This is a genomic window from Sphingobacterium cellulitidis (assembly GCF_043187465.1).
GTDB lineage: Bacteria > Bacteroidota > Bacteroidia > Sphingobacteriales > Sphingobacteriaceae > Sphingobacterium > Sphingobacterium cellulitidis.
This window is the reverse complement of the sequence record NZ_CP171136.1, coordinates 1,167,475-1,190,677: the sequence shown is the minus strand read 5'-3', so window position 1 is coordinate 1,190,677 and position 23,203 is coordinate 1,167,475. Positions and strand designations below refer to the sequence as shown.

At 38.3% G+C, this 23,203-nt stretch carries 17 protein-coding genes; 7 read left to right on the top strand and 10 right to left on the bottom strand.

Going from position 1 to position 23,203, the window contains the following annotated elements; genetic code table 11:
- Positions 1 to 38 precede the first annotated feature (38 nt).
- From ACF3OC_RS05150 to ACF3OC_RS05115, 8 genes are all read right to left on the bottom strand, one after another.
- Positions 39 to 4,589, bottom strand: coding sequence for an efflux RND transporter permease subunit (locus ACF3OC_RS05150; RefSeq protein WP_094280912.1), 4,551 nt, complete (start codon positions 4,587 to 4,589; stop codon positions 39 to 41).
- Between the two features lie 18 nt (positions 4,590 to 4,607).
- Complete coding sequence (locus ACF3OC_RS05145; protein WP_094280911.1) at positions 4,608 to 5,714, bottom strand: efflux RND transporter periplasmic adaptor subunit; 1,107 nt, start codon at positions 5,712 to 5,714, stop codon at positions 4,608 to 4,610.
- A gap of 116 nt (positions 5,715 to 5,830) precedes the next feature.
- Positions 5,831 to 6,196 (bottom strand): hypothetical protein, encoded by a 366-nt coding sequence (locus ACF3OC_RS05140; RefSeq protein WP_094258832.1) that lies wholly within the window; start codon positions 6,194 to 6,196, stop codon positions 5,831 to 5,833.
- A 63-nt stretch (positions 6,197 to 6,259) separates the two neighbouring features.
- Positions 6,260 to 6,448, bottom strand: a complete 189-nt coding sequence (ccoS, locus tag ACF3OC_RS05135; protein WP_094258833.1) for a cbb3-type cytochrome oxidase assembly protein CcoS — start codon at positions 6,446 to 6,448, stop codon at positions 6,260 to 6,262.
- A gap of 9 nt (positions 6,449 to 6,457) precedes the next feature.
- Positions 6,458 to 8,854: a heavy metal translocating P-type ATPase metal-binding domain-containing protein gene (locus ACF3OC_RS05130; RefSeq protein ID WP_094280910.1), complete on the bottom strand. Its 2,397-nt coding sequence runs from the start codon at positions 8,852 to 8,854 to the stop codon at positions 6,458 to 6,460.
- Positions 8,855 to 8,868: 14 nt separating this feature from the next.
- A complete protein-coding gene (gene hemN, locus ACF3OC_RS05125) occupies positions 8,869 to 10,233 on the bottom strand; it encodes an oxygen-independent coproporphyrinogen III oxidase (RefSeq protein WP_094258835.1) in 1,365 nt (454 codons plus the stop codon).
- A complete protein-coding gene (locus ACF3OC_RS05120; RefSeq protein ID WP_392471040.1) occupies positions 10,193 to 10,744 on the bottom strand; it encodes a lactate dehydrogenase in 552 nt (183 codons plus the stop codon). Before ACF3OC_RS05120 ends, hemN begins: the two co-directional genes overlap by 41 nt.
- A gap of 69 nt (positions 10,745 to 10,813) precedes the next feature.
- Positions 10,814 to 13,375 (bottom strand): ATP-dependent Clp protease ATP-binding subunit, encoded by a 2,562-nt coding sequence (locus ACF3OC_RS05115; RefSeq protein WP_094258836.1) that lies wholly within the window; start codon positions 13,373 to 13,375, stop codon positions 10,814 to 10,816.
- 181 nt (positions 13,376 to 13,556) lie between these two features.
- Between ACF3OC_RS05115 and ettA the strand changes: the two genes are divergently transcribed.
- The 4 genes from ettA (at position 13,557) to ACF3OC_RS05095 (ending at position 18,046) form a co-directional block, all read left to right on the top strand.
- Positions 13,557 to 15,239, top strand: coding sequence for an energy-dependent translational throttle protein EttA (gene ettA / locus ACF3OC_RS05110; protein WP_094258837.1), 1,683 nt, complete (start codon positions 13,557 to 13,559; stop codon positions 15,237 to 15,239).
- Positions 15,240 to 15,246: 7 nt separating this feature from the next.
- A complete protein-coding gene (locus ACF3OC_RS05105) occupies positions 15,247 to 16,434 on the top strand; it encodes a PAS domain-containing sensor histidine kinase (RefSeq protein WP_094258838.1) in 1,188 nt (395 codons plus the stop codon).
- Positions 16,434 to 17,492 carry a response regulator gene (locus ACF3OC_RS05100; protein ID WP_094258839.1) on the top strand — a complete coding sequence of 353 codons (1,059 nt, stop codon included), beginning with the start codon at positions 16,434 to 16,436 and terminating at the stop codon, positions 17,490 to 17,492. The genes ACF3OC_RS05105 and ACF3OC_RS05100 overlap by 1 nt, the downstream gene beginning before the upstream one ends.
- A 134-nt stretch (positions 17,493 to 17,626) precedes the next feature.
- A complete protein-coding gene (locus ACF3OC_RS05095) occupies positions 17,627 to 18,046 on the top strand; it encodes a hypothetical protein (RefSeq protein WP_094280909.1) in 420 nt (139 codons plus the stop codon).
- Positions 18,047 to 18,085: 39 nt separating this feature from the next.
- On the opposite strand, the gene recN is transcribed toward ACF3OC_RS05095, so the two are convergent.
- A complete protein-coding gene (gene recN, locus ACF3OC_RS05090; RefSeq protein WP_094258841.1) occupies positions 18,086 to 19,738 on the bottom strand; it encodes a DNA repair protein RecN in 1,653 nt (550 codons plus the stop codon).
- 151 nt (positions 19,739 to 19,889) lie between these two features.
- Here recN and ACF3OC_RS05085 point away from each other — a divergent pair, with 151 nt between their 5' ends.
- The 3 genes from ACF3OC_RS05085 to ACF3OC_RS05075 are packed head-to-tail and all read left to right on the top strand — an operon-like array spanning position 19,890 to position 22,683.
- The gene (locus ACF3OC_RS05085) at positions 19,890 to 20,516 is read left to right on the top strand and encodes a sprT domain-containing protein (RefSeq protein ID WP_094280908.1); all 627 of its coding nucleotides are present in this window, start codon (positions 19,890 to 19,892) and stop codon (positions 20,514 to 20,516) included.
- Positions 20,517 to 20,561: 45 nt separating this feature from the next.
- Complete coding sequence (locus ACF3OC_RS05080; protein WP_094280907.1) at positions 20,562 to 22,226, top strand: M20/M25/M40 family metallo-hydrolase; 1,665 nt, start codon at positions 20,562 to 20,564, stop codon at positions 22,224 to 22,226.
- Between the two features lie 40 nt (positions 22,227 to 22,266).
- Entirely contained in the window at positions 22,267 to 22,683 is a 417-nt protein-coding gene (locus ACF3OC_RS05075) for a hypothetical protein (RefSeq protein WP_094280920.1), read from the top strand.
- Positions 22,684 to 22,891: 208 nt separating this feature from the next.
- On the opposite strand, the gene ACF3OC_RS05070 is transcribed toward ACF3OC_RS05075, so the two are convergent.
- Complete coding sequence (locus tag ACF3OC_RS05070) at positions 22,892 to 23,146, bottom strand: hypothetical protein (RefSeq protein ID WP_094258844.1); 255 nt, start codon at positions 23,144 to 23,146, stop codon at positions 22,892 to 22,894.
- Positions 23,147 to 23,203 lie beyond the last annotated feature (57 nt).

Here is a 23,203-nt window from a genome sequence, read left to right as displayed (position 1 = left end):
GACCGAAGTCCACCCCACCATCTATTTTAAATACCCATTTATTGCCAACCACCACCTAGGGCTTTATAGAGAACCACCTGATTCAGCATTTTCTCCTTATTGATATCCACATCGGCAACTTGTGCTTCAATCAACCCTTTTTGCGCAGTGATGATATCCAGGTAGGTCACCCGGCCTGCTATAAACAATTCTTCTGCGGCTCCAATGGAAGACTCCAAAGCAGCTACTTGGTCTTTAATATGTGTCGAACGATCAACAATCGCCTCCTGCGTATTGATCGCTAATGAAACTTCATTGACAGCATTCAAAACCGCTTTCTCATATTCGATGAAATTAATCCCATAAGAGGCTTTCATTCTTTCGTATTCCGATTTCAACTCACGTTGTCTAAAAATCGGCATCGTAATTCCTCCGAACAGTCCATAGGTTAGAGATTTCTCTAGATTGAACAACTTGTCGAAACTAAAAGACTGTAGACCTAGATACGGACTGATGGCTACCGTTGGTAAAAACGCCAATCTCGAAGATTCCAATTCATGGAACCCTGCTTTTAAGTCCATCCCAGCTTTACGAATATCTAAACGGTTATTTAATAAGTCGTCTAGAGAACCGACAACCAAATTTTCAAACAATAAATCATCGTTAATAGGTTCGTTATTCCGTGAAATTGGCTGATATACTCGACCTAATAAGGAATTAATCTGATGCTCATACGCTAAAATTTCTTGTTCCGCATGTGCACGACTCGCCTTAGATTGTGACAGTAAGGACCTAAACTGTTGAACCGCCAACTCATCCGCACGTCCGGCTTCCTTCTGTGCTTCAATAATTTCTAATGCACGCTCGTGGAGTTTAATGTTCTGTTCATAAACCTGAATTTTCTCATCTAGACTAATCAACTCATAATAAGAAGAGGCAATGCTAGAGATTAATTCAGTTTCAATTAAACGCTTTAACTCACTCTCAGACATTAATTGAAGAAAGGCAGCCTCCCTCCTGTTCCGGAGTTTTCCCCATAGATCCAACTCCCAGGAAGAGCGAACACCCACAAAGTAATCTGGAATAAAGGGTTCAGGTAATTTTTCATCATCTGTCAAGTTTTCTGAAAAATTGGAATCATAATTACCAATACCCGATTCCGTATAATGCCCATATTTCCTTAAACCACCTTCAACCGCAGCATCCAAACTTGGATAAAGCGCAGATTTCCGAAACTTAAAGTTCGATTGTGCCATCTCAATCCGGTGGATCGCTTGACGAACATCTAGATTATTAATCAGTGCCGAGTCAATCAAGGAAATCAATTGAGAATCCGTAAATACATCTCGCCAAGCTAGACTTCCAATAGAAGTTGAATCATTCATCACCTGTCCGGCCTGCCCTGTAAGCTCTGGAGAAATATCTTTCTCTACTGTTGTTTTAGGTACTGAACAAGAACTAATAAAAAGCAAGACCGCAATTGCAACGGTAGCTTGTTTAAGTTTCTTCTTCTTTTGACGTTTAGAAAACAGAACTACCAATCCCGGGATTACGATTACCCCGATAATCGTACCGATTACCATTCCTCCGACAGCGGCAGAACCAATGGTTCTATTTCCGATCGCACCAGCACCACTTGCCAACATCAATGGAATCAATCCGGCAGCAAATGCAAATGAAGTCATTAAGATAGGTCTCAAACGAGCCACTGCTCCTTCAATGGAAGCTGTAAGAACATCCATGCCCTGTTTTCTTTTGAGGTTGGCATACTCCACAATCAGGATGGCGTTTTTACCCAATAGTCCAATCAACATTACCAAGGAGACCTGTGCGTAAATATTATTTTCCAAGCCAAAAACTTTTAGGAAAAGGAAGGCACCAAATAAACCTGCAGGTAAACATAGTAATACCGGCAATGGCAATAAGAAACTCTCATATTGTGCAGCTAGTAATAAATAAACGAATACCAAACACAATAGGAAGATATAAGCCGCTTGGTTACCAGAAATTTTCTGTTCACGAGTCATTCCCGACCATTCGATGGTATAACCTTGCGGGAGTTCAGCGGAAATACGCTCCACCGTTTCAATCGCTTGCCCCGAACTAAAACCTGACGCTGCTTGACCTGTGATCATCGCTGAGGTAAACATATTATAGCGCGTGATTTGTTCCGGACCATAAACTCGTTCCATCGTCATAAATGAGGAATATGGAACCATTTCGCCTTCTTCAGTTTTCACATAAAGATTCAGAACATCCTCTGGTCTTTGTCTTGCGAAAGCATCCGACTGCACCATGACCTTATACATCTGTCCATATCGGATAAAGTTGGTCGCATATAAACTTCCTAATAAAGTTTGAAGCGTATTCATGGAATTTTCAACAGAAATTCCTTTTTTGGCGGCCTGATCATAATCGATCTTCAACATATATTGAGGGAAGTTAACATCGAAAGTGGTACTAGCACTTTCAATTACTTCATCTTGTTCCAATTTGGCAATAAACTCATTCACCACTTCGTTCGTTTGAGCTAAATCTTCATTTCCAGAACGATCTAACAATCGTAATTCAAAACCAGAAGAGTTACCGAATCCAGGAACTGTTGGTGGAGGGAAGAATTCAATTTCTGCATCTGCAATATGTGCTGTTTTTTCACGAAGAATTTTCATCACATCATCTACAGATTCTTTACGATCATCCCAGGATTTGAGGTTGATCATCCCCATACCATAGGAAGCACCGGAAACCTCGGTTACAATACTATAACCTGCAAGAATGGAAACTGTCTCGACCATTTCCAATTCTCTGGAAATAGCATCAACTTCATTCAATACAGCCTCCGTACGGTCGACGGTAGCTCCGGGCGGCGTAGTGACAGCCACATAAATCATCCCTTGATCTTCAGTAGGAATAAATCCGGAAGGAAGGATCGCTGCGGAACCCCAAGTTGCGACGAACATAATAACTAACCCTAATAAAGTGATTACGCGACGGCCGGCAATCTTAGAGAGCAATCCTTTATATCCTCCGGAAATTCTGTTGTAAACATTATTGAATCCTCTGAAAAAACGATCCAATATATTATTGCTAGGCTTTTTATCATGCGGAGAGCGCAGGATAATAGCACATAGAGCTGGTGTAAGTGTTAATGCATTAATCCCAGAGATCACAATTGCTGCTGCAAGTGTCAAAGAAAACTGTCGATAGAAAATCCCAACAGGTCCAGACAGGAAGGCGACGGGAACAAATACTGCAGACATCACCAAAGTAATGGCAATAACTGCTGAACCTACCTCATCCATTGCCGCCAAAGTAGCTTCCATTGGTGAAAGATGCTCTTCCTCCATTTTGGCATAGACGGCCTCGACGACGACAATACCGTTGTCGACGACAATCCCGATGGCGAGAACCAAAGCAAACAAGGTCAATAAGTTGATCGAGAAGCCCATCATCTGCATAAAGAATAGGGACCCAATCAAACAAACCGGAACTGCCAGAATTGGAATAATGGTAGCACGGAAATCCTGTAAGAAGATAAATACCACTAGAAACACAAGGATAAAGGCCTCAATCAGGGTCACTAGTACACTTGAAATTGATGCATTCAAGAATCTGGAAACGTCATAACCCATAGTATAGGTCATTCCCGGTGGGAAAGTAGCTTCCTTCAATTCAGCCATCCTGTCTTTTACCCTTTGGATTACCTCTTGGGCATTGGAGCCTGGCAACTGCTTGATCATAATAGAAGCAGATGGTCTACCATCAGTTTTGGAAACCATTTCATAATCCAGGGATCCAAACTCTACATCGGCGATATCCTTCACTCGAATAATGGATCCATCCACATTGGCACGAATAGGAATATTTTCATACTCACTGATTTCAGTAAATTTCCCCGGATAACGCAATACATACTGTTGCATGTTGACTGTTTTATCCGAACTGATCCCTGTTTGACCTGGGGCGGCTTCAATATTTTGTCTCCGTAATGCTGCAACCAATTCCTCAGTTGAAATGGAATATGCAGAAAGACGATCTGGCTTTACCCAAATACGCATGGCATAATCTTTCATTCCCATGATTTGAGCAAAACCTACACCTTCAATCCGCTTCAATTCCTTTAAGATATTGATATCGGTAAAGTTGTATATAAATCGTTCATCAGCAGTTTCATCATCTGTATATAAATTCAGATACATCAACATACTGTTTACTTCCTTCTCAGTGGTTACACCGGCCTTGATAACTTCCTCTGGCAATTCATCAAGAACGGTGGTTACCCGATTCTGGACATTCACCGCGGCGATATCCGGATCAGTACCTACTTCAAAGAAAACCTGAATTAAGGTATTACCATTATTCGTGGAAACCGAACTCATATAAGTCATTCCGGCAACCCCGTTGATTGCTTTTTCCAGAGGAATTGCCACCGCATTCGTACTTACTTCGGCATTCGCTCCGGTATAGTTTGCCGTCACCACAACGGATGGAGGAACAATATCCGGGAATTGCGTAATTGGCAAGGTAAAGAGTGCCAATAGACCCAAAAGGGTAATAAAGATCGAGATGACCAGCGATAGCACTGGCCTCTTAATAAATTTTTCAAACATAAAATCGCTCTCCCTTTATTAGTTTTTAACCATTCTTGGTTGAATAACCATTCCGTCACGTAGCGATTGTACACCTTCGTAAACTACCTTGGCATCTGCTGGCAATCCGTTCTCCACAACATAATAATGTCCAACACGACGACCATTTTCAAAAGGCGTCATTTTCACAGTATCCCCTTTCAAGGTATAAACGTAGGCTTTGTCTTGAATTTCGAAAACTGATTTTTGATGTACCAATAATAAGTCTCCAGTTTGAACCGGAACACCAATTCTACCGGTAGCACCATGCTTTAGTAAACCTTGCGGATTATTAAATTTCGCACGTAAGGAGATTGAACCTGTACTAGCTTCAAACTCACTTTCCACAATTTCCGCGATTCCTTTATTTGGATATGTTGCTCCATTAGCTAGAATCAGCTGAACTTCTTTCTTGAAATTATTTCTATTAAAGGTAGAATCTGATGCAATGCCTAAATATTCTTGTTCAGAAATATCAAAGTAAACATTCATATTGGCCATATCAGAAATGGTCGTCAATAGGGAACCTTCTTCTAATAGGGAACCTTCTTTGAGTTGAATCCGGTCGATTCGGCCATCAAAAGGCGCACGAATCTGGGTATTTGATAATTTTGTTCTTGCTTGGTTCAATACGGCCTCTGCTTCAGCAACCTTTGCTTTTGCAGCACGCAATTGAACTTTTAATAAATCATACTCAGTGGAGCTCACAATATTTTTCTGAACCAACTTATGGGTTCTTTCCATTTCAAGCTCAACTTTTTTCACTTCGGCTTCAGCACTGCTAACAGAGGCCTGAGCTTGTGCTAAATCCGCTTTATACTCATCGGCAACCAATGAAAATAAGACTTGTCCTTTGCGGACATAGGCGCCCTCATCCACAAAGATTCTATCTAAGAATCCAACAAGGCGAGAACGTAATTCAACATTTCGTTGAGATTGGATATCTGCGATATACTCTTTGTAAACCACAGTATCCAATTGGACTAAATTCGATACAGGAACAACCTTAGGCGCATTAGCAGTAGTTTTTTCGTTACTAGTTGCTGTACATGACGCAAAAAATAATGCACAACCTGCTACTGATAGTAGCATGATATGTTTTTTCATAGCAAATAAAATATAGGTATTAAAATAAAATAGAATACAAAGTCGAGGCGCTGGCTACAGTAAAAAGCATAGCAAGCAACATCACTTCCAGAATGGATGTGAAAAAGGAATTTTAATTAGAAAGGACGGTATCTATACAAAAACTGATAGTAGCCAGGAAGGCATAAAGTTTTAGATAGATAAAATGGGTGATTTATGCTGGATCTAACTCGATAGATTCGAGAAACCAGCCATGCAAAAAATAGAACTAATGGGATTAATCCTAAGAATAAAGAGAAGATTCGATAATCATCAAAAATAATCTCCGGAAGTCTTTCCGAATGATCAGCATGAGAAAGATCAAGTACCTCTTCTAGTACAACTTCAACTAAGGTTTCACTGGCAATTATATTGGCGGAACCAAAGAGGTCCATCGATTTTACCTCCAAGCATAATACATTGAGGTAACCGAATAGCGCCAAGAAATGCAATAGTCGAAACATACAGCGCAAAGATAAACAAGCCTGTAAGCATTAAAGTATCAGGAATGTAAAAAAACTGTGATTTTAGGTTTTTGAAGTCGCTTTTTTGTCATTTTCAACTTCAGTTTCCAAAGGTTCGTCATCAAATAAGATTCTTACTGATGGCGTGTAGGTATCATCATGTTGTCCATTTTTGCTAGCCCAGAAAAAGGCTCCCAAAAAGAATAAGGCGATAAGAACACTACAACCGATTAAGAAAAATATGATGTTCATAGTATAAAGTTAAATTAATTTTCTCCGTTTTGCATATCCCCGAGTCATTAAACTGGTAAAAGATATGATCGTAACGGTACTAATAGGCATTAATATCGCTGCAAATAAAGGCGACATTGTGCCCTGTACAGCAAAACTAAGACCGATAAGATTATATAAGATAGAGATGACAAAGGACATTTTGATCACTTTCACCGCATCTTTACTGAATTGGAAAAATCTTGGCAATAAATGAAAGGACTCCCCATCTAATATGGCATCGCATCCTGGAGAGAAATTATTGATATCATCCGATACGGCAATCCCTAGATCGGCTTTTCGTAATGCGCCAGCATCGTTTAGACCATCGCCAAGCATACATACCTTTTGTTTTTCCTCTTGCCAAGCCGTGATTTTATCCAATTTGGCAGCCGGGGTTTGGTTAAATAACAATTTTGCATTGGAAGGAAATATCATGCGCAAGGAATCTGCTCGTCTTTCATTATCTCCAGAAATTAAATGCAAATTATAACTCTCCCCTTTCAATTCATTGATAACCTCTGATAATCCGTTTCTCCAAGACTGCTCTAAAGTGAAGTATCCTTTTAATACATCATTGATCATCACATAAACTACAGAACCTTCCAAATCCACCTTGGCAGTATTTACATAGCTTGCACTCCCGATCTTGATGCTATAATCTTGAAATTTTCCAGACTGTCCCCTACCAACAACTTCTTCATAGTTCTCGATATTGACCATCTGCACATCCCCTAGCCATTTAATAATTTCTCGGCTTAAAGGATGATTGGAGTTTCTACACAAGGAAGCCAATAAATCTTTTTCAAATGAATTTAGCTTGCCTTCAAAATACATACTCGATGCATTTGGCGAAGAAATAGTTCCTGTCTTATCAAACACTACTGTATCAATGCTAGCCATTTGCTCTATAGCTGCTGTATTTTTTATATACAATTTATTTTTATCAAAAATACTCAGTGCTGCAGAAAGGGTAAATGGTGAACTTAAAGCCAATGCACAAGGACAAGCAATAATAAGGACTGCTGTAAAAGCTGCCCAAGCCTTATCCCCACTTCCTGACAGCAACCAAAATACACAGGCTGTAAATGCGATTAATAAAAGTCCGATGGTGAAGTATTTTGAAATGAAACCAACAAAGGTGTCAAACTTCTTTTCATATTGTTTAAAGCTATCGTTATTCCATAACTTGGTTAGGTAGCTTTGTGATACGGCTTTTACGACTTCCAATTCTATCGCCTCGCCCATTTGCCGTCCACCAGCATATACAACCTCGCCCAATACCTTTTCCACGGGTTTACTTTCACCGGTAACAAAACTAAAATCGACAGAAGCATTTCCATTCAATAAAATAGCATCTGCAGGAATAATCTCATTATTGCGAACCAAAATTCGATCTCCTACTTTTAGATCCGCTATTTGAGTAGGTTTTGAAACACCTTCTTGTAAGACTGTGACGGCAACTGGAAAATAGGAACGATAATCTCTTTCAAAAGAGATATGGTAATAAGTCCTTTGCTGAACATATTTCCCGATCAGGATAAAGAATACCAAACTACAAAGGGTATCCATAAATCCTGCCCCGGTTTGGGTGATGATTTCAATTGCAGAACGAAAGAACAAGACAAAGATTCCGAGCGCCAAAGGGACATCTAGATTAAGCCTTTTTTGTTTCAGGCTTATCCATGCAGATTTGAAATAATCCGAAGCACTATATAATAGGACTGGTAATCCGAAGGCTAAATTCATATATCCGAAGAAGTTGGAATACTGGCGTTCAAAATCTGCCATTCCAAAATACTCTGGAAATGAAATCATCATGGAGTTACCAAAACAGAATCCCGCAACTGTAAGCTTAGCGATGAGCCCATTCTGATTGATTTTCTTCCCTTCCTTAACAACATCCTGTAAGGTTATTTTTGGATCATATCCGATCTTATGTAATAAATCAACCAATTCACGGAGGGAAATTTCATTTTTCCAGAAGGTGATACTTGCTTGCTTCTTCATAAAATCGACCTGGGAGGTTTTAACTCCGGGGTTTAATTTATAGAGATGCTCCAACAACCAGATGCATGAACTGCAATGGATCGCGGGAACATAAAAAGTAATGATAGCCAATTCATCATCCTGGTAATCGACCAATTTGGCAATGATATTTGGTTCATCCAAATAAGATAAGTCTTCTTTCTGGGCTTTTTGAGACTTACCGGGATGGGAATTATACTTATAATAGCTCGCCATATTGTTATCATTCAAAATCTGATAAACCGTTTGGCAACCTAGACAACAAAAGCGATGGTCTTCTAAAATATAGGCAGCATCTTCTACCGGATCACCACAGTGGTAACAGGTAGTATTTAATTGCAATCCCTCTTTTGTCGACATAATATAAATATAGGTTAAATAGCCTGACTAAATAAGTTTTCTCTTTCCTTGGTTTTTTGAAGTCGCTCATCAAATGCCATACAAACATTTCGAAGAAATGATTTCCCAACTTCTGTAATCTGGATGGTATGTTGGTTCACTTCAACTAGTCCATCTGCCTTTAATGGTATCAGGCGAATTAGAATTTTCTCATTCACTTCAAAGCCATCCTTTAGCTGAACTTTTCCGCGACACATCATATCCAAAATATACTCCCGGATCACTAAATCTTCTTCATTTAAGATATGTCCTTTAACCACCGGCAGTTTTCCCTGACCGATTAATTCATGATATTCTTCCACAGTTTTGACATTTTGCGCAAATGCGGTCCATGAATCTGATATGGAAGAAACCCCTAATCCTATTAATAAAGGAGTATATCGGTCGGCATAGCCCATAAAATTACGATGTAAGGTTCCATCCATTGATGCCAGATAAAGGGCATCATCGGTTTTCGCGAAATGATCCATACCCACATCTTGGAAACCATGATCCTGAATCATTTGTTTTCCAAGTTTATATAGATTCAATTTTTCCTCGCCTACCGGCAAATCATGTTCGGTGAATTTGCGTTGCCCCGGTTTTATCCATGGCACATGGGCATAACTATAAAAAGAAATCCGATCAGGATTCAATTTCATGGCATGTTCAATGGTCATCTTGACAGATTCTGCGGTTTGCAGAGGTAAGCCATATATCAAATCAAAATTGATGGATTCATATCCTAACTTACGCGCATCGTCCATAACACGAGCGACATCTTCTACCGTTTGATGTCTATTAATAATATATTGTACCTTTTCATCAAAATCCTGAATTCCTAAGCTCAGTCTTTTGAAACCTAATTCATTCAATGTTTTCAAATGTTCATAGGTGGTATTTGCTGGATGAGCTTCGAAGGAAAATGATGCATCAGCAGTTTTTTCATTTCCTTCCAATAAGCCAGCGATCAATCGATGTAGATTTTCGGCAGTAAAGAAAGTTGGAGTACCACCACCCAGATGAATCTCTGCAATCTTTAATTTTTCTTCTTGCAGAATCTCCTTATACATGTTCCACTCTTTCAACAAGGAGGTTATATAAGGATCTTCAACTTTGTGATTTTTGGTAATTCGAGTATTACAGCCACAATAAGTACAAAGGCTTTCACAATATGGCAGGTGGACATATATACTTATTCCTTGGTCTTTGGATCTTGAGAAATTTAAGGCAACCCGATCTTTCCAATCTGCTGCATTGAATTTTTCATTTTCCCAGAAAGGTACTGTTGGATAACTGGTATAGCGAGGTGCCGCCACATTATATTTGTTGATCAGTTTGTTTAGAATCTCCGTTTCCATATTTTCTTAAATTTACCTTGTTCTTGCAATCTATTCGACATTGACACGCATCCCCCGTACAGCCGCCCACCATCCATTGCGTTAAATTGGAGATGGTTTCTCTGGCAATACCTTCCAGGGTATTTTCATACGGTACGTTGGCAACATGCATTTTGAGTTCTCCGGCATAATCTAGGTCAATATGTTCAGTGGATCTTGAACGGGTGATAATATTTCGTATCCCAATTTTATAGAGTTCATCTAACATTACTCTATCCAATAAATCACGGTCTGAAATGATAATCGCCTCTTTGCCCATCGCATAATGCATGGTACTAAAATTCAACTCATTCGATATTAAAGTCAAATCATGTACCTTTCCATTTGCTTTGGCGAGGTGCTCCTTCTCAGGCCCCAAAATGTTGTATGCAATCACTCTCATCCCTAAAGTAAAGTTGTATGATTCCAAAAGTAGCAGATAAGGCCTCAGAAACGAATGCAGTCCATCATCACAGAAAGTGATATAAATCATGTTTATCAAAAAAAAACGAGGGATGAACTTTTGGTCCATCCCTCGTTTTTATTTTAGATATGTGTATTACTAATCTTTTTTCTTATTGTTTTTGACATCAGATGCTAAAGAAGAATCATCATCTTTTTCCTTTTTTGCGGAAGAAACAACGATATCTTTCTTTTCTTCATCAAAATCTACCAAGATGGTATCGCCTGCCTTCAGTTCTCCTTTAAGAATTTCCTCAGCAATTGGGTCTTCAAGGTATTTTTGAATAGCACGTTTCAAAGGTCTTGCACCAAAGTTACTATCATAACCTTTCTCAGCAATATAGTTTTTGGCATTTTCAGTCAAATTAATTTGATGACCTAAGCCTTCGATACGAGCGAATAGAGATCTCAATTCGATATCAATGATTTTGAAGATATGTTCTTTTGTCAATGAGTTAAAGACAATGACATCATCGATACGGTTCAAGAATTCAGGAGCGAAAGCACGTTTTAATGCAGTTTCAATTACTCCTCTTGAATGCGAATCAGCTTGATTTTCTTTGGCAGCTGTAGTAAATCCTACCCCTTGTCCAAATTCTTTTAACTGACGAGCACCAATATTCGAAGTCATAATGATGATGGTATTTCTAAAGTCCACTTTGCGACCAAGACTGTCTGTCAACTGCCCTTCGTCCAAAACTTGTAATAACAAGTTAAATACATCCGGGTGAGCTTTTTCAATCTCATCGAGAAGAACAACAGCATATGGTTTACGGCGAACCTTCTCAGTTAACTGACCACCTTCTTCATAACCTACATATCCCGGAGGCGCTCCTACCAAGCGTGATACAGCGAATTTCTCCATGTATTCACTCATGTCAATTTGAATCAATGCATCTTCAGAATCAAACATGAACCTTGCTAACTCTTTTGCTAACTCCGTTTTACCCACACCAGTCGGACCTAAGAAAATAAATGACCCAATTGGTTTCTTAGGATCTTTCAATCCTGCACGAGTACGTTGAATGGCTTTCACCAATTTCTGAACAGCATCATCTTGACCAATAATTCTACCTTTCATGGAATCACCCATGTTCAATAGTTTTTGGCTATCAGATTGACTTACGCGTTGAACAGGGATACCTGTCATCATGGAAACAACCTCAGCAACATTGTCTTCAGTAACGGTGTAGCGTTTGGTTTTTGTTTCTGCTTCCCAGGCTGCTTTTTCTTTTTCCAATTCTTCAATCAACTTCTTCTCAGTATCACGAAGTTTGGCTGCTTCCTCATATTTCTGACTGCGAACAACTTTATTTTTCTCCACTTTTACTTCCTCGATTTTTTCTTCGATATCAATAATCGACTGAGGAACATGGATATTATTTAAGTGAACACGAGATCCTGATTCATCCAAGGCATCAATAGCTTTGTCTGGTAAGAACCTGTCAGTAATATAACGTGTTGTCAAGGACACACAAGCATCAATCGCTTCTGGGGTATAGGTAACATTATGATGTTCCTCGTATTTATCTTTGATACGATTTAAGATTTCAATCGTATCATCGATAGAAGTAGGTTCTACGGTCACTTTTTGGAAACGACGGTCTAATGCACCATCTTTCTCGATATACTGACGGTATTCATCTAATGTTGTAGCACCAATACATTGGATTTCTCCACGTGCTAATGCTGGTTTAAACATGTTAGAAGCATCCAAAGAACCAGAAGCACCACCAGCACCTACAATGGTATGAATCTCATCGATAAACAAGATTACATCAGGTGATTTCTCCAATTCGTTCATTACGGCTTTCATACGTTCTTCGAACTGGCCTCTATATTTAGTTCCAGCAACCAAAGACGCTAAATCAAGCGTTACGACACGTTTATTGAATAATACGCGGGATACTTTACGTTGGATAATACGCAGTGCCAGGCCTTCAGCAATAGCTGATTTACCCACACCAGGTTCACCAATTAAGATTGGGTTGTTTTTCTTTCTACGGGAAAGAATCTGCGAAACCCTTTCGATTTCTTTCTCACGACCTACGATAGGATCTAATTTACCTTCTTCAGCGGCTTTGGTTAAGTCGCGTCCAAAATTATCTAGAACTGGAGTTTTAGATTTGATATCAGAAACCTTCTTAGGTGAAGAAAATTGTGAATCTTCATCAGCGTATTCTTCATCTCCTCCTGGAGGAGTGCTTGAAGCTTCATCAGTAATGCCAGTAGCATTTTGTTCGACTTCAGTTTTGAATACGTTATATGAAACATTAAATTGTTGTAAGATTTGCGATGCGATGTTCTCTTCATCACGTAATATGGCTAACAATAAATGCTCTGTTCCAATAATATCACTTTTAAAAATTTTAGCTTCCAAATAAGTAATCTTAAGGACCTTTTCAGCTTGTTTAGTTAGTGGCATATTACTAATTGGAGAGCGTGAAACGGAAGAACCTTTCACAGCATCCTCCACTGATTGGCGGACTGCGCCCATGTCAACGCCGATATTTTTCAATATCTTAATTGCCACTCCATCGCCCTCACGTATTAATCCCAACAATAGATGTTCGGTACCGATATAATCGTGACGCAATCTGAGTGCTTCTTCACGACTATAGGAGATAACATCTTTTACTCGGGGTGAAAATTTTGCTTCCATTAAATTCCTTTCTCAATTAAATTCGGGTGATCAACAGTATAAATGTACTAAAAATACAACTCACACCCATTTGTTATAAATATTTTTTATCAACAATTGCGCCATCACGCTAAAACTATCAATTTGTCAGTAATTCCATTATCTTTGTGTAAAAACACAAAAAGAAACTTTCAAAGCACCTATGTCTGACGAAAAAATAATCTTCTCAATGGCTGGGGTAAACAAAATTTATCCCCCATCCAAACAAGTACTTAAGAACATTTACCTTTCCTTTTTCTATGGAGCGAAAATTGGGGTAATTGGTTTAAATGGTTCCGGAAAATCTTCGTTATTGAAGATCATCGCTGGCTTGGACAAATCTTACCAAGGAGAGGTAGTCTTCTCACCGGGTTATTCTGTGGGTTATTTAGCGCAGGAACCCGAATTAGACCCTACAAAAACAGTTAAAGAAATTGTAGAAGAAGGCGTTGCGGAAACGGCTTCGATCCTCAAAGAATACGAAGAAATCAATGAGAAGTTTGGCCTTCCGGAAGTTTATGAAAATCCAGATGAGATGGATAAACTTTTGGCTAGACAAGGTGAATTACAAGATATTATCGACGCCACAAATGCTTGGGAATTAGACAGCAAATTAGAGCGTGCAATGGACGCGTTAAGATGCCCTGAGCCTGACGCTTTAATTGCCAATTTGTCAGGAGGAGAGCGAAGAAGAGTAGCAATGTGTCGACTTTTATTACAAGAACCTGACGTTTTATTATTAGATGAGCCTACCAACCACTTGGATGCCGAATCTATTGACTGGTTAGAACAACATTTACAACAGTATAAAGGCACGGTGATTGCCGTAACGCACGACCGTTATTTCTTGGATAATGTCGCAGGCTGGATCCTTGAATTAGACCGTGGTGAAGGAATTCCTTGGAAAGGAAACTATTCCTCTTGGTTGGATCAAAAAGCTAAAAGATTAGCTCAGGAAGAAAAAACAGAAAGCAAACGCCAGAAAACCTTAGAACGCGAGTTGGAATGGGTAAGAATGGCACCGAAAGCCAGACATGCCAAATCAAAAGCTCGTTTGCATAACTACGAAAAACTAGCCTCTGAGGAAACGAAAGAGCGCGAAGAAAAGCTAGAATTATTTATTCCACCAGGACCTCGTTTAGGAAATGTGGTTATTGAAGCCACTAACGTGAGTAAAGCATACGGAGATAGAATTTTATTTGAAGATCTAAGCTTCTCTTTACCACCGGCAGGAATCGTTGGGATTATTGGTCCGAACGGTGCTGGAAAAACGACGTTATTCCGTTTGATCACTGGCCAAGAGCAACCTGATACAGGAACCTTCAAAGTTGGCGAAACTGTCGCTTTGGGTTATGTGGATCAGATGCATGATGACCTTGACCCAAACAAGACGGTATGGGAAAACATTACAGGTGGAAATGAAAACATTTCATTGGGGAACAAATCCATGAACTCCAGAGCCTATGTTTCTAAATTCAACTTTAATGGTGCAGACCAACAAAAGAAAGTTGGTGTTCTATCCGGAGGGGAAAGAAATCGTGTTCACTTGGCTATCACTTTGAAAAAAGGATCAAACGTGTTATTGCTGGATGAGCCAACCAACGATATTGACGTGAATACACTACGAGCACTGGAAGAAGGTTTGGAAAACTTCGGTGGTTGTGCTGTTATTATTTCTCACGACCGTTGGTTCTTAAACAGAATATGTACGCATATTTTGGCATTTGAAGGAGATTCTCAAGTTTACTTCTTTGAAGGAAACTATACAGAATATGAAGAGAATCGTAAGAAACGTTTAGGGGATGTAGGTCCGAAACGTATCAAATACAAGAAATTAGTAAAATAACAACGTATTGGAATCAGCTAGGTTATTAGAAGCCATTATCGACAATGCCATTGATGGCATTATTACCATTGATAATCGTGGAATTGTAGAAAGCATCAATCCCGCTGCATTGGAATTATTCGGTTATGCTGCAGAGGAAGTCGTTGGTAGAAATATCAACGTCTTGATGCCAGAGCCAGACCGCTCGAACCACGACCGCTATATCTCTAACTACGAAGAAACTGGTAGAAAGAGAATCATTGGAATCGGACGTGAAGTAAGGGGTTTGAAAAAAGATGGTTCTACCTTCCCTTTTCGCCTAGCTGTCAGCGAAGTTTTTTATAAAGATCGTAAGATTTTTACTGGGTTTATTCATGATTTAACAAAAGAGAAACAAGCGCAAAATGAATTAAAAAAACATACTCAGGAGCTTGAACTCAAAGTTCGTGAAAGAACCAAGGATTTGATAAAGCTCGTTTCCGAACTGGAAAGGGCAAAAGCGGATGTTAGTGTTTCTTTGGAAAAAGAAAAGGAGTTAAGTCAGCTAAAATCAAGATTCGTATCCATGGCATCCCATGAGTTTAGAACTCCCCTTAGCTCGGTACAACTATCAGCTTCACTGATTGACCGATATGTTGAAAAAGGTGAATACGGACCTATTGAAAAGCATACTAATCGAATAAAAGGGTCTGTTCAATTACTGAACACCATTTTAAATGATTTCCTTAATCTGGAGAAATTGGAAGCTGGTGTTGTTGTGGTAAATAAATCAAACATTAACATCGTCCATCTAGGGGAAGAAATCGCTGAGGAAATGCAATTGATCTGTAAGAAAAATCAGCATATTGTTTATCAGCATACAGGCGAAGAGTCTGGTTTCTTTATAGACCCTAACCTCCTAAAAAACAGTATCATCAACTTGATTTCCAATGCCATTAAGTATTCTGGAGAAGATACCTTTATCGAATTCAATACGCAAATTGCAAGAAATCAATTATTGGTAACTGTCAAAGACAATGGTATAGGAATTCCATTGGAGCAACAGGTTAGTTTATTTGAGCCATTCTTTAGAGCTAACAACACCGGAAATATTCCAGGAACAGGATTAGGATTGAATATTGTGAAGCGCTATGTGGAATTGATGGGTGGAAGATTGGAATATTGGTCAGAAGTAAATCAAGGAGCTATTTTTAAGATGTTTTTTATCCAAGAGTAATGGAAAAAAGGAAAATATTAATAATCGAAGATAACAGTGATATTCGCGAAAGTACAGCAGAGATTCTGGAATTAACCGGTGAATATTCTGTTTTAGTCGCTGAAGAAGGTAAAACTGGGGTTGATATGGCTATTAAACATAAGCCAGATTTGATACTATGTGATATCATGATGCCTGAGCTTGATGGCTATGGAGTTTTATACATGTTGAGCAAACATGAAAACACCCAACAGATTCCCTTTATTTTCCTAACGGCGAAAACTGAAAAAGCTGATCTTAGAAAAGCCATGGAAATGGGTGCTGATGACTACCTAACCAAGCCATTTGATGATATGGAATTGTTAAATGCAATAGATAGTCGATTTAAAAAGCGTGCTCAGTTACAGACTAAGGCTGTCCCTAGTATGGATAGTTTAAGATTGGATGAACATGAGCAAGCATTTTTACTTCAGGATCTGGTAGAACATGGTCGTATAAAGAACATCAAGAAAAAACAGACGATTTACGAGTCTGGGGATACACCTATCTATGTATACTATATAAAAAAGGGGAAAGTACGCAGCTATCTGAATTATAAGGATGGTCGTGAGTTGTCGACTAATATTTATATTGAAAATCAGTTCTTCGGATTGGAATCCGTTTTATTGAATGATAAATACGGAGATAATTCGGCCACATTGGAAGATGCAGAAATTGCCTTGATCCACAAGGATAACTTCTTTGAATTACTATATAAAAAACCGGGAATCGCTTCTAAATTAATTAAGGAATTATCTCAGAATATCCGCGAAAAGGAAGAACAGATGTTAGGTTTTGCGTATGACTCGGTTCGCAAACGCGTAGCCAATGCCTTGGTTAATGTGGCTGAGAAATCAGATCAGAAATCGGATGAGGTAACCATCAAAATTTCGCGGGATGATTTGGCAGCTTTAGCTGGCACAGCCAATGAGACTATCAGTCGTATGTTAGCCGATTTTAAAGATGAAAAACTATTGACCAAAGAAGGTAATGCAATCATAATTTTTTCGGTCCACAAACTAAAAAACATCAAACAATAATAGAATAGATTTAGCTTTTTACTGTTTTTTCATAAAAATGGTCATGTTTTTGCAATAGCATTTAAACTTTATTCAGATTTAGCTGTCTGTATAAATAAGTTAAATGAAATTATTTACTTTAAACATTACCACTCATGAAAAAACTTTTATTAGCACTCGCAATAGGTACAGCTTCATTGGTAGGCTTTAGCTCTTGTACAAAAGAATATGTTACCAATAATTTTCTTCCTGGTGTAAGTTATTACAAACCTGTGAGCAACAAGGATTGGAAAAAAACAAGTGAAAATACGTTTGAAGTTACCCTCTCCTTACCACAACTAAAAGATTTTATCTATGATGATGGTGCGGTAGATGTTGCAATTCAATTCGAAGACGAGATTGGTATTTTCTATAACATCCCAGCAGAAGATCCTGATAACCGTGGACATGGTTACAATGCTTCTTATGAGATTGGAAAAGTTCACTTAAAAGCATTTGACTTGTTTGGAGAAAACGCTGCTCCTGATGATATGCGAGTGAAAATCACTTTAACAGAAGGCGAAATCGGCAACTAAGAAATAAAATAAAGGAGCATTAAATAATGCTCCTTTATTTTATTTCAACATTTCTTTGGCATGTTGAATTGCCGTATCTTCTGGATTTGCCCCACTCAACATTTGTGCTATCTCTAAAACCCGCTCCTCTTCGCTCATCAGCACAATATTCGATTTAGTTTTATTTCCTTTATCTTCTTTATATACCTTAAAATGGCTATTCCCTTGGGAAGCAATCTGAGGTAAATGTGTAATACTAATAACTTGCATATTTTCAGACAGCTCTTCCATCAACTCTCCTACTCTTAACGCTACTTCGCCGGAAATACCAGTATCAATTTCATCAAAGATAATTGTTGGCAATGCTGAGGTCTTGGCCACCAAAGATTTGATAGCAAGCATCACTCTGGAAAGCTCCCCTCCTGAGGCTACCTTATGAATAGGTTGTAAAGACTGCCCTTTATTTGCAGAAAATAAAAATGATACTTCATCCTGTCCACTAGATTTGAAACTAGCAAGCTTATTCAATTCCACATTCAATTGTGCATGTGGCATCCCTACTCTGCTAAGCACCTCTTCAACTTCTTTCTGTACTACCTTGGTTGCTTTTAGTCGGTTTTTAGTTAACTGTTCTGCGATTTTTGAAATTTCCTGATGAAGATTATCAATCTTCACTTTTAATAATTCAATTTGTTCTTCCTGTGAATCCGTTGCCTGCAATTTGTTTTCCAGCTCTGACTTGAGATCAAGTAACTCCTTGACAGTTGTAACCCGATGCTTTTTTTGGAGGTCATAAAGGATAGATAACCTTTCATGAACAATACTCAAGCGTTCCTCATCCATTGTAACTCCTTCAGCAACCTGCTCAACCTCGGCACTTAAATCCTTCAACTCTATCAATGCGCTTTGAAGACGATCTAGCAAAGACTCCGAAGATGGTAAAAACCGTGCTCCATTCTGAAGAGAAGATTGAACCTGTTTTAGACTGTCCAAAACATTGATTTCTCCATCTTGTAACTGAATACTGGCAGCATGAAAATGACGTTTTATCTCTTCTGCATTTTCCAATTGGGATTGTTCGGATTCCAATTCCTCTTGTTCATTTTCTTGCAGATTTGCTTGGTCCAACTCATTGAACACAAACTGTTGATAATCTGCTTCAGACTGGGCTTTTGCGAAATCATCTTCCAACTGACGCAGTTCCGCTAGGCTTTTCTTATATTCCTGATATCTTTTTTTGTAATCTGTTAATACCGATTGATGTTGTGCAACAGTGTCCAGTACCAATAATTGAAAGGATTCTGTATTGATTTGTAAAGTTGCATGTTGAGAGTGGATGTCAATAAGCTTTTCGCCAAGCACTTTCAAGGTTTGTAAAGTAACAGGAGTATCATTTACAAAGGCTCTTGATTTTCCATCGGCATGAAGTTCTCTACGGATCAAACTGACATCCTCATAATCTAGATCAAGAGATTGAAATAGTTCTCCTAAATTATAGTTCTTGATATTGAAATGCCCTTCAATGATACATTTACGAGATTCGTCGAAAAAATGTTTACTTTCTGCGCGATTTCCTAAGATCAATCCCAAAGCTCCCATGATAATGGATTTTCCAGCTCCGGTTTCACCGGTTATGATATTGAGTTTTTGGTCGAAATTTATGTCTAATGCATCAATTAATGCATAGTTTTTTATCTGTAGTTTACTTAACATCCGATCTTTTCTGTTTGAACTTCAAAACTATATTTAATAAATTCTATATAGTCCTTAAGCTTATTCATCAAATATAAATAATTCTGAACCCATGGTAAAATTAAGCCTTTAATATTCTGAAATCTCCGAAAAACTAATAAGTTTGTAGTTCATGCCTGATTTTAGTAAACAGTTAAGTAAATATATTCCATCTGCCGCTGCACCCATCATTTCTGAATGGATAAATGATACTGGATGTCGGTTTAAGGTGACTCGTTCCAGAGCTTCAAAACTAGGCGACTATCGTTCGCCATTTAAAAATGAACCGCATCAGATCACCATCAATCATGATCTAAACCCCTATTCCTTTTTGATTACCACCGTACATGAGTTTGCCCATTTGAAAACTTGGCAGATGTACAAGAATAAGGTCAAACCCCATGGCTTAGAATGGAAAAATAATTTCAAAAGTTTGATGGAATCCTTTATCAAATTGAACCTATTTCCGCAAGACATTAATATTGCCTTGGTAAAATACATGAATAATCCAGCAGCTTCTAGCTGTACCGATTTAAACTTGTATAAGGTCTTGAAATCTTATGATACCACCGAAATAGAAACGGTAACGATTGATACCATTGAAATCAACAGTTATTTCACTATTAAAAATGGAAGGGTATTCCAAAAATTGGAAAGATTGAGAAAAAGATACAAATGTATGGAGGTAAAAACCCAAAGAATCTATCTATTTCATCCAATTGCTGAGGTAAAACCTATAGAATTAGATTCTAATTCTTAAATTGCGGAAAACCAAAGAATCTAAAATTGATATTCAACAAACATCATGAACAATAAACTATTTATTAGTGCGGCCTTATTATTAGGGTTAGCATCTTGTAAATCGGGGAGCGATAGTTCTTCCTATGACAAAAACAGTTTAGACTCGACAGCTCTTGCGGCCATTACTGAAGAAAGTTATAAGGCTTATGTCGCTAAATTATCCTCAGATGAATTTATGGGTAGATTGCCTTTTAGTAAAGGTGACACCCTAACTGTAAATTACATTGAAGAACAATTTAAATCTCTAGGACTGGAACCAGGCAATGGCGATTCTTTCTTTCAGGAAGTCCCGATGGTTGAGATTAGCTCAAAACCTGTAAATCCAACCATGACCTTCAAAGGTAAGAATGGAGAACTTGCAGCAAAATACCTCGATGATTATGTAATCGGCACTCCCCAAATGGCTGAAAACATTGATGTAGAAAATACAGAGCTAGTCTTCGCAGGCTTTGGAATTGTTGCCCCAGAGTATAAATGGAATGATTATGAAGGTTTAGATGTCAAGGGAAAGACTGTCGTAGTGATGGTTTCTGACCCTGGGCGCTATGATCATAATTTATTTAAAGCAGATACCATGACTTATTATGGTCGTTGGATCTATAAATTCGAAGAGGCTTCAAGACAAGGTGCTGTTGGTATCCTACTAGTACACGAGACTGAAGCTGCAAGCTACGGCTGGAATGTTGTGAGAAGCGGTTGGACAGGCCCTAGATTATCTTTAGTACCTGAAAACAAAGGAGCTGATCTTACTAAGTTCCAAGGTTGGATTACAAATGAAACTACTAAAAAGCTATTTCAATTGGGAGGTTTGAGTGCTGACCTTATGGAACAAGCTAAAAAACCAGGCTTCAAAGCCGTTCCACTAAATGTAACCACCAATGTTAAATTGGCAAATACCTTAAGAGAGTCCAAATCAAACAACGTATTGGGAACTATTAAGGGATCAAAAAGGCCAGATGAAACCATCATCTACACTGCCCATTGGGATCATATTGGAGTTGGTGAAGCTACGAATGGCGATTCTATTTTCAATGGTGCTATCGACAATGCTTCAGGTGTTGCTGCATTATTTGAATTGGCGAAAGCTTTTAAAGCTGCAAAAGTACAACCTGAGCGTAGTATTGTATTTTTGGCCGTAACTGCTGAAGAACAAGGCTTATTAGGATCACAATATTATGCCGAACACCCAGTATACCCATTGAATAAGACCGTTGCGAACATCAACATGGATTCTTTCAATCCAGTTGGTGCGATGAATGGATTCCGTATCACGGGAACCGGACAAACAGAACTAGAGGATTACGCCATCCTTTCAGGCGCTAAATTTAACCGTAAGATGGTACCAGAAGGAAAACAAACCACTGGTTCTTTCTACCGTTCTGATCACTTTAATTTTGTGAAGGTGGGTGTTCCAGGATTATATATGGGAAGCAGTGGTGATTACCTGGAGACTGATACTACGGTGATTAAAAGCCGTCAGAAAGCTTTAGCAGGCCGTTATCATGCTGTAACCGACGAATTAGATGACAATTGGAACTTCGATGGAATCCTTGCTGACATCCGTCTTTACTTCGATATTGGCTATACCTTAAGTATGGATAAAATCTTCCCTAACTTTAAAGCAAAATCAGAGTTTAAAGAAATAGGCGATAAACGTCTTTCAAAATAGTATATTTGTGTTTATATAATTGAAAACTATGCTTACAGGAATGAAACATCTACACTCTACCTTAGCTATTGTATTGTTAATAGCTTTAGTGGTTGCTATTTTAATTACAATAGCAAATTACGCCGGAAACAAACCCTACAACCGTAAAATTGCATTGATCGGTTTAATCAGTGCGCACATTCAGGGATTAATTGGGATCATACTTTATTTCGTATCCCCACTAGGATTAAGTAGCTTTTCCGGTGAAAACATGAAAAATGGAGATTTGAGATTATACTTTCTTGAGCATCCAATTATGATGATCATCGCACTTGTTTTGATCACAATGGGTTATTCAAAAGCAAAAAAACTTACGGATCAAAAAGCTGCCAATAAAACAGTGATCATTTTCTACATCCTTGGATTGATTTTAATCCTGACTAGAATTCCTTGGTCAACTTGGTCAATCTTAAACTAGTATTTAGTATTTAGTATTTAGTATTTAGTATTTAGTATTTAGTATTTAGTATTTATACAAAAAAATAAAGAAAGGGGCAATGAAAATTGCCCCTTTATCATTTCATATAGATAGCCATAAGTCTAAATACTAAACACTTACTACTAAATACTATAAAAAGAAAGGGCTAAACTTCTGTTTAGCCCTTTCTTTTTATATTTTCTTACAATTATTTTTTGCTGAATCCTAAGATTGCAAAAACAACTTTGAATGCTAAGAAAGAAGCAACTAGAATTGCGATGTTAGCAACCCAAGAGAATAAAGAACCCATTTGATCCAACGCTGGGATTACATCCGGTACAAAACGAATAAACACTCCTACTAATCCGATTACGATCGCAACAGTTAATGATACATAATATTCAGTACGGTTTGCATTATTGTCCGTATGTTTTGCTGGTCTTTCTACAGTTGTATTTTCCATAATTGATAATCTCCTATTAAAGCTGCACAAATGTACAAAAGTCTGTGTGCAAATAAA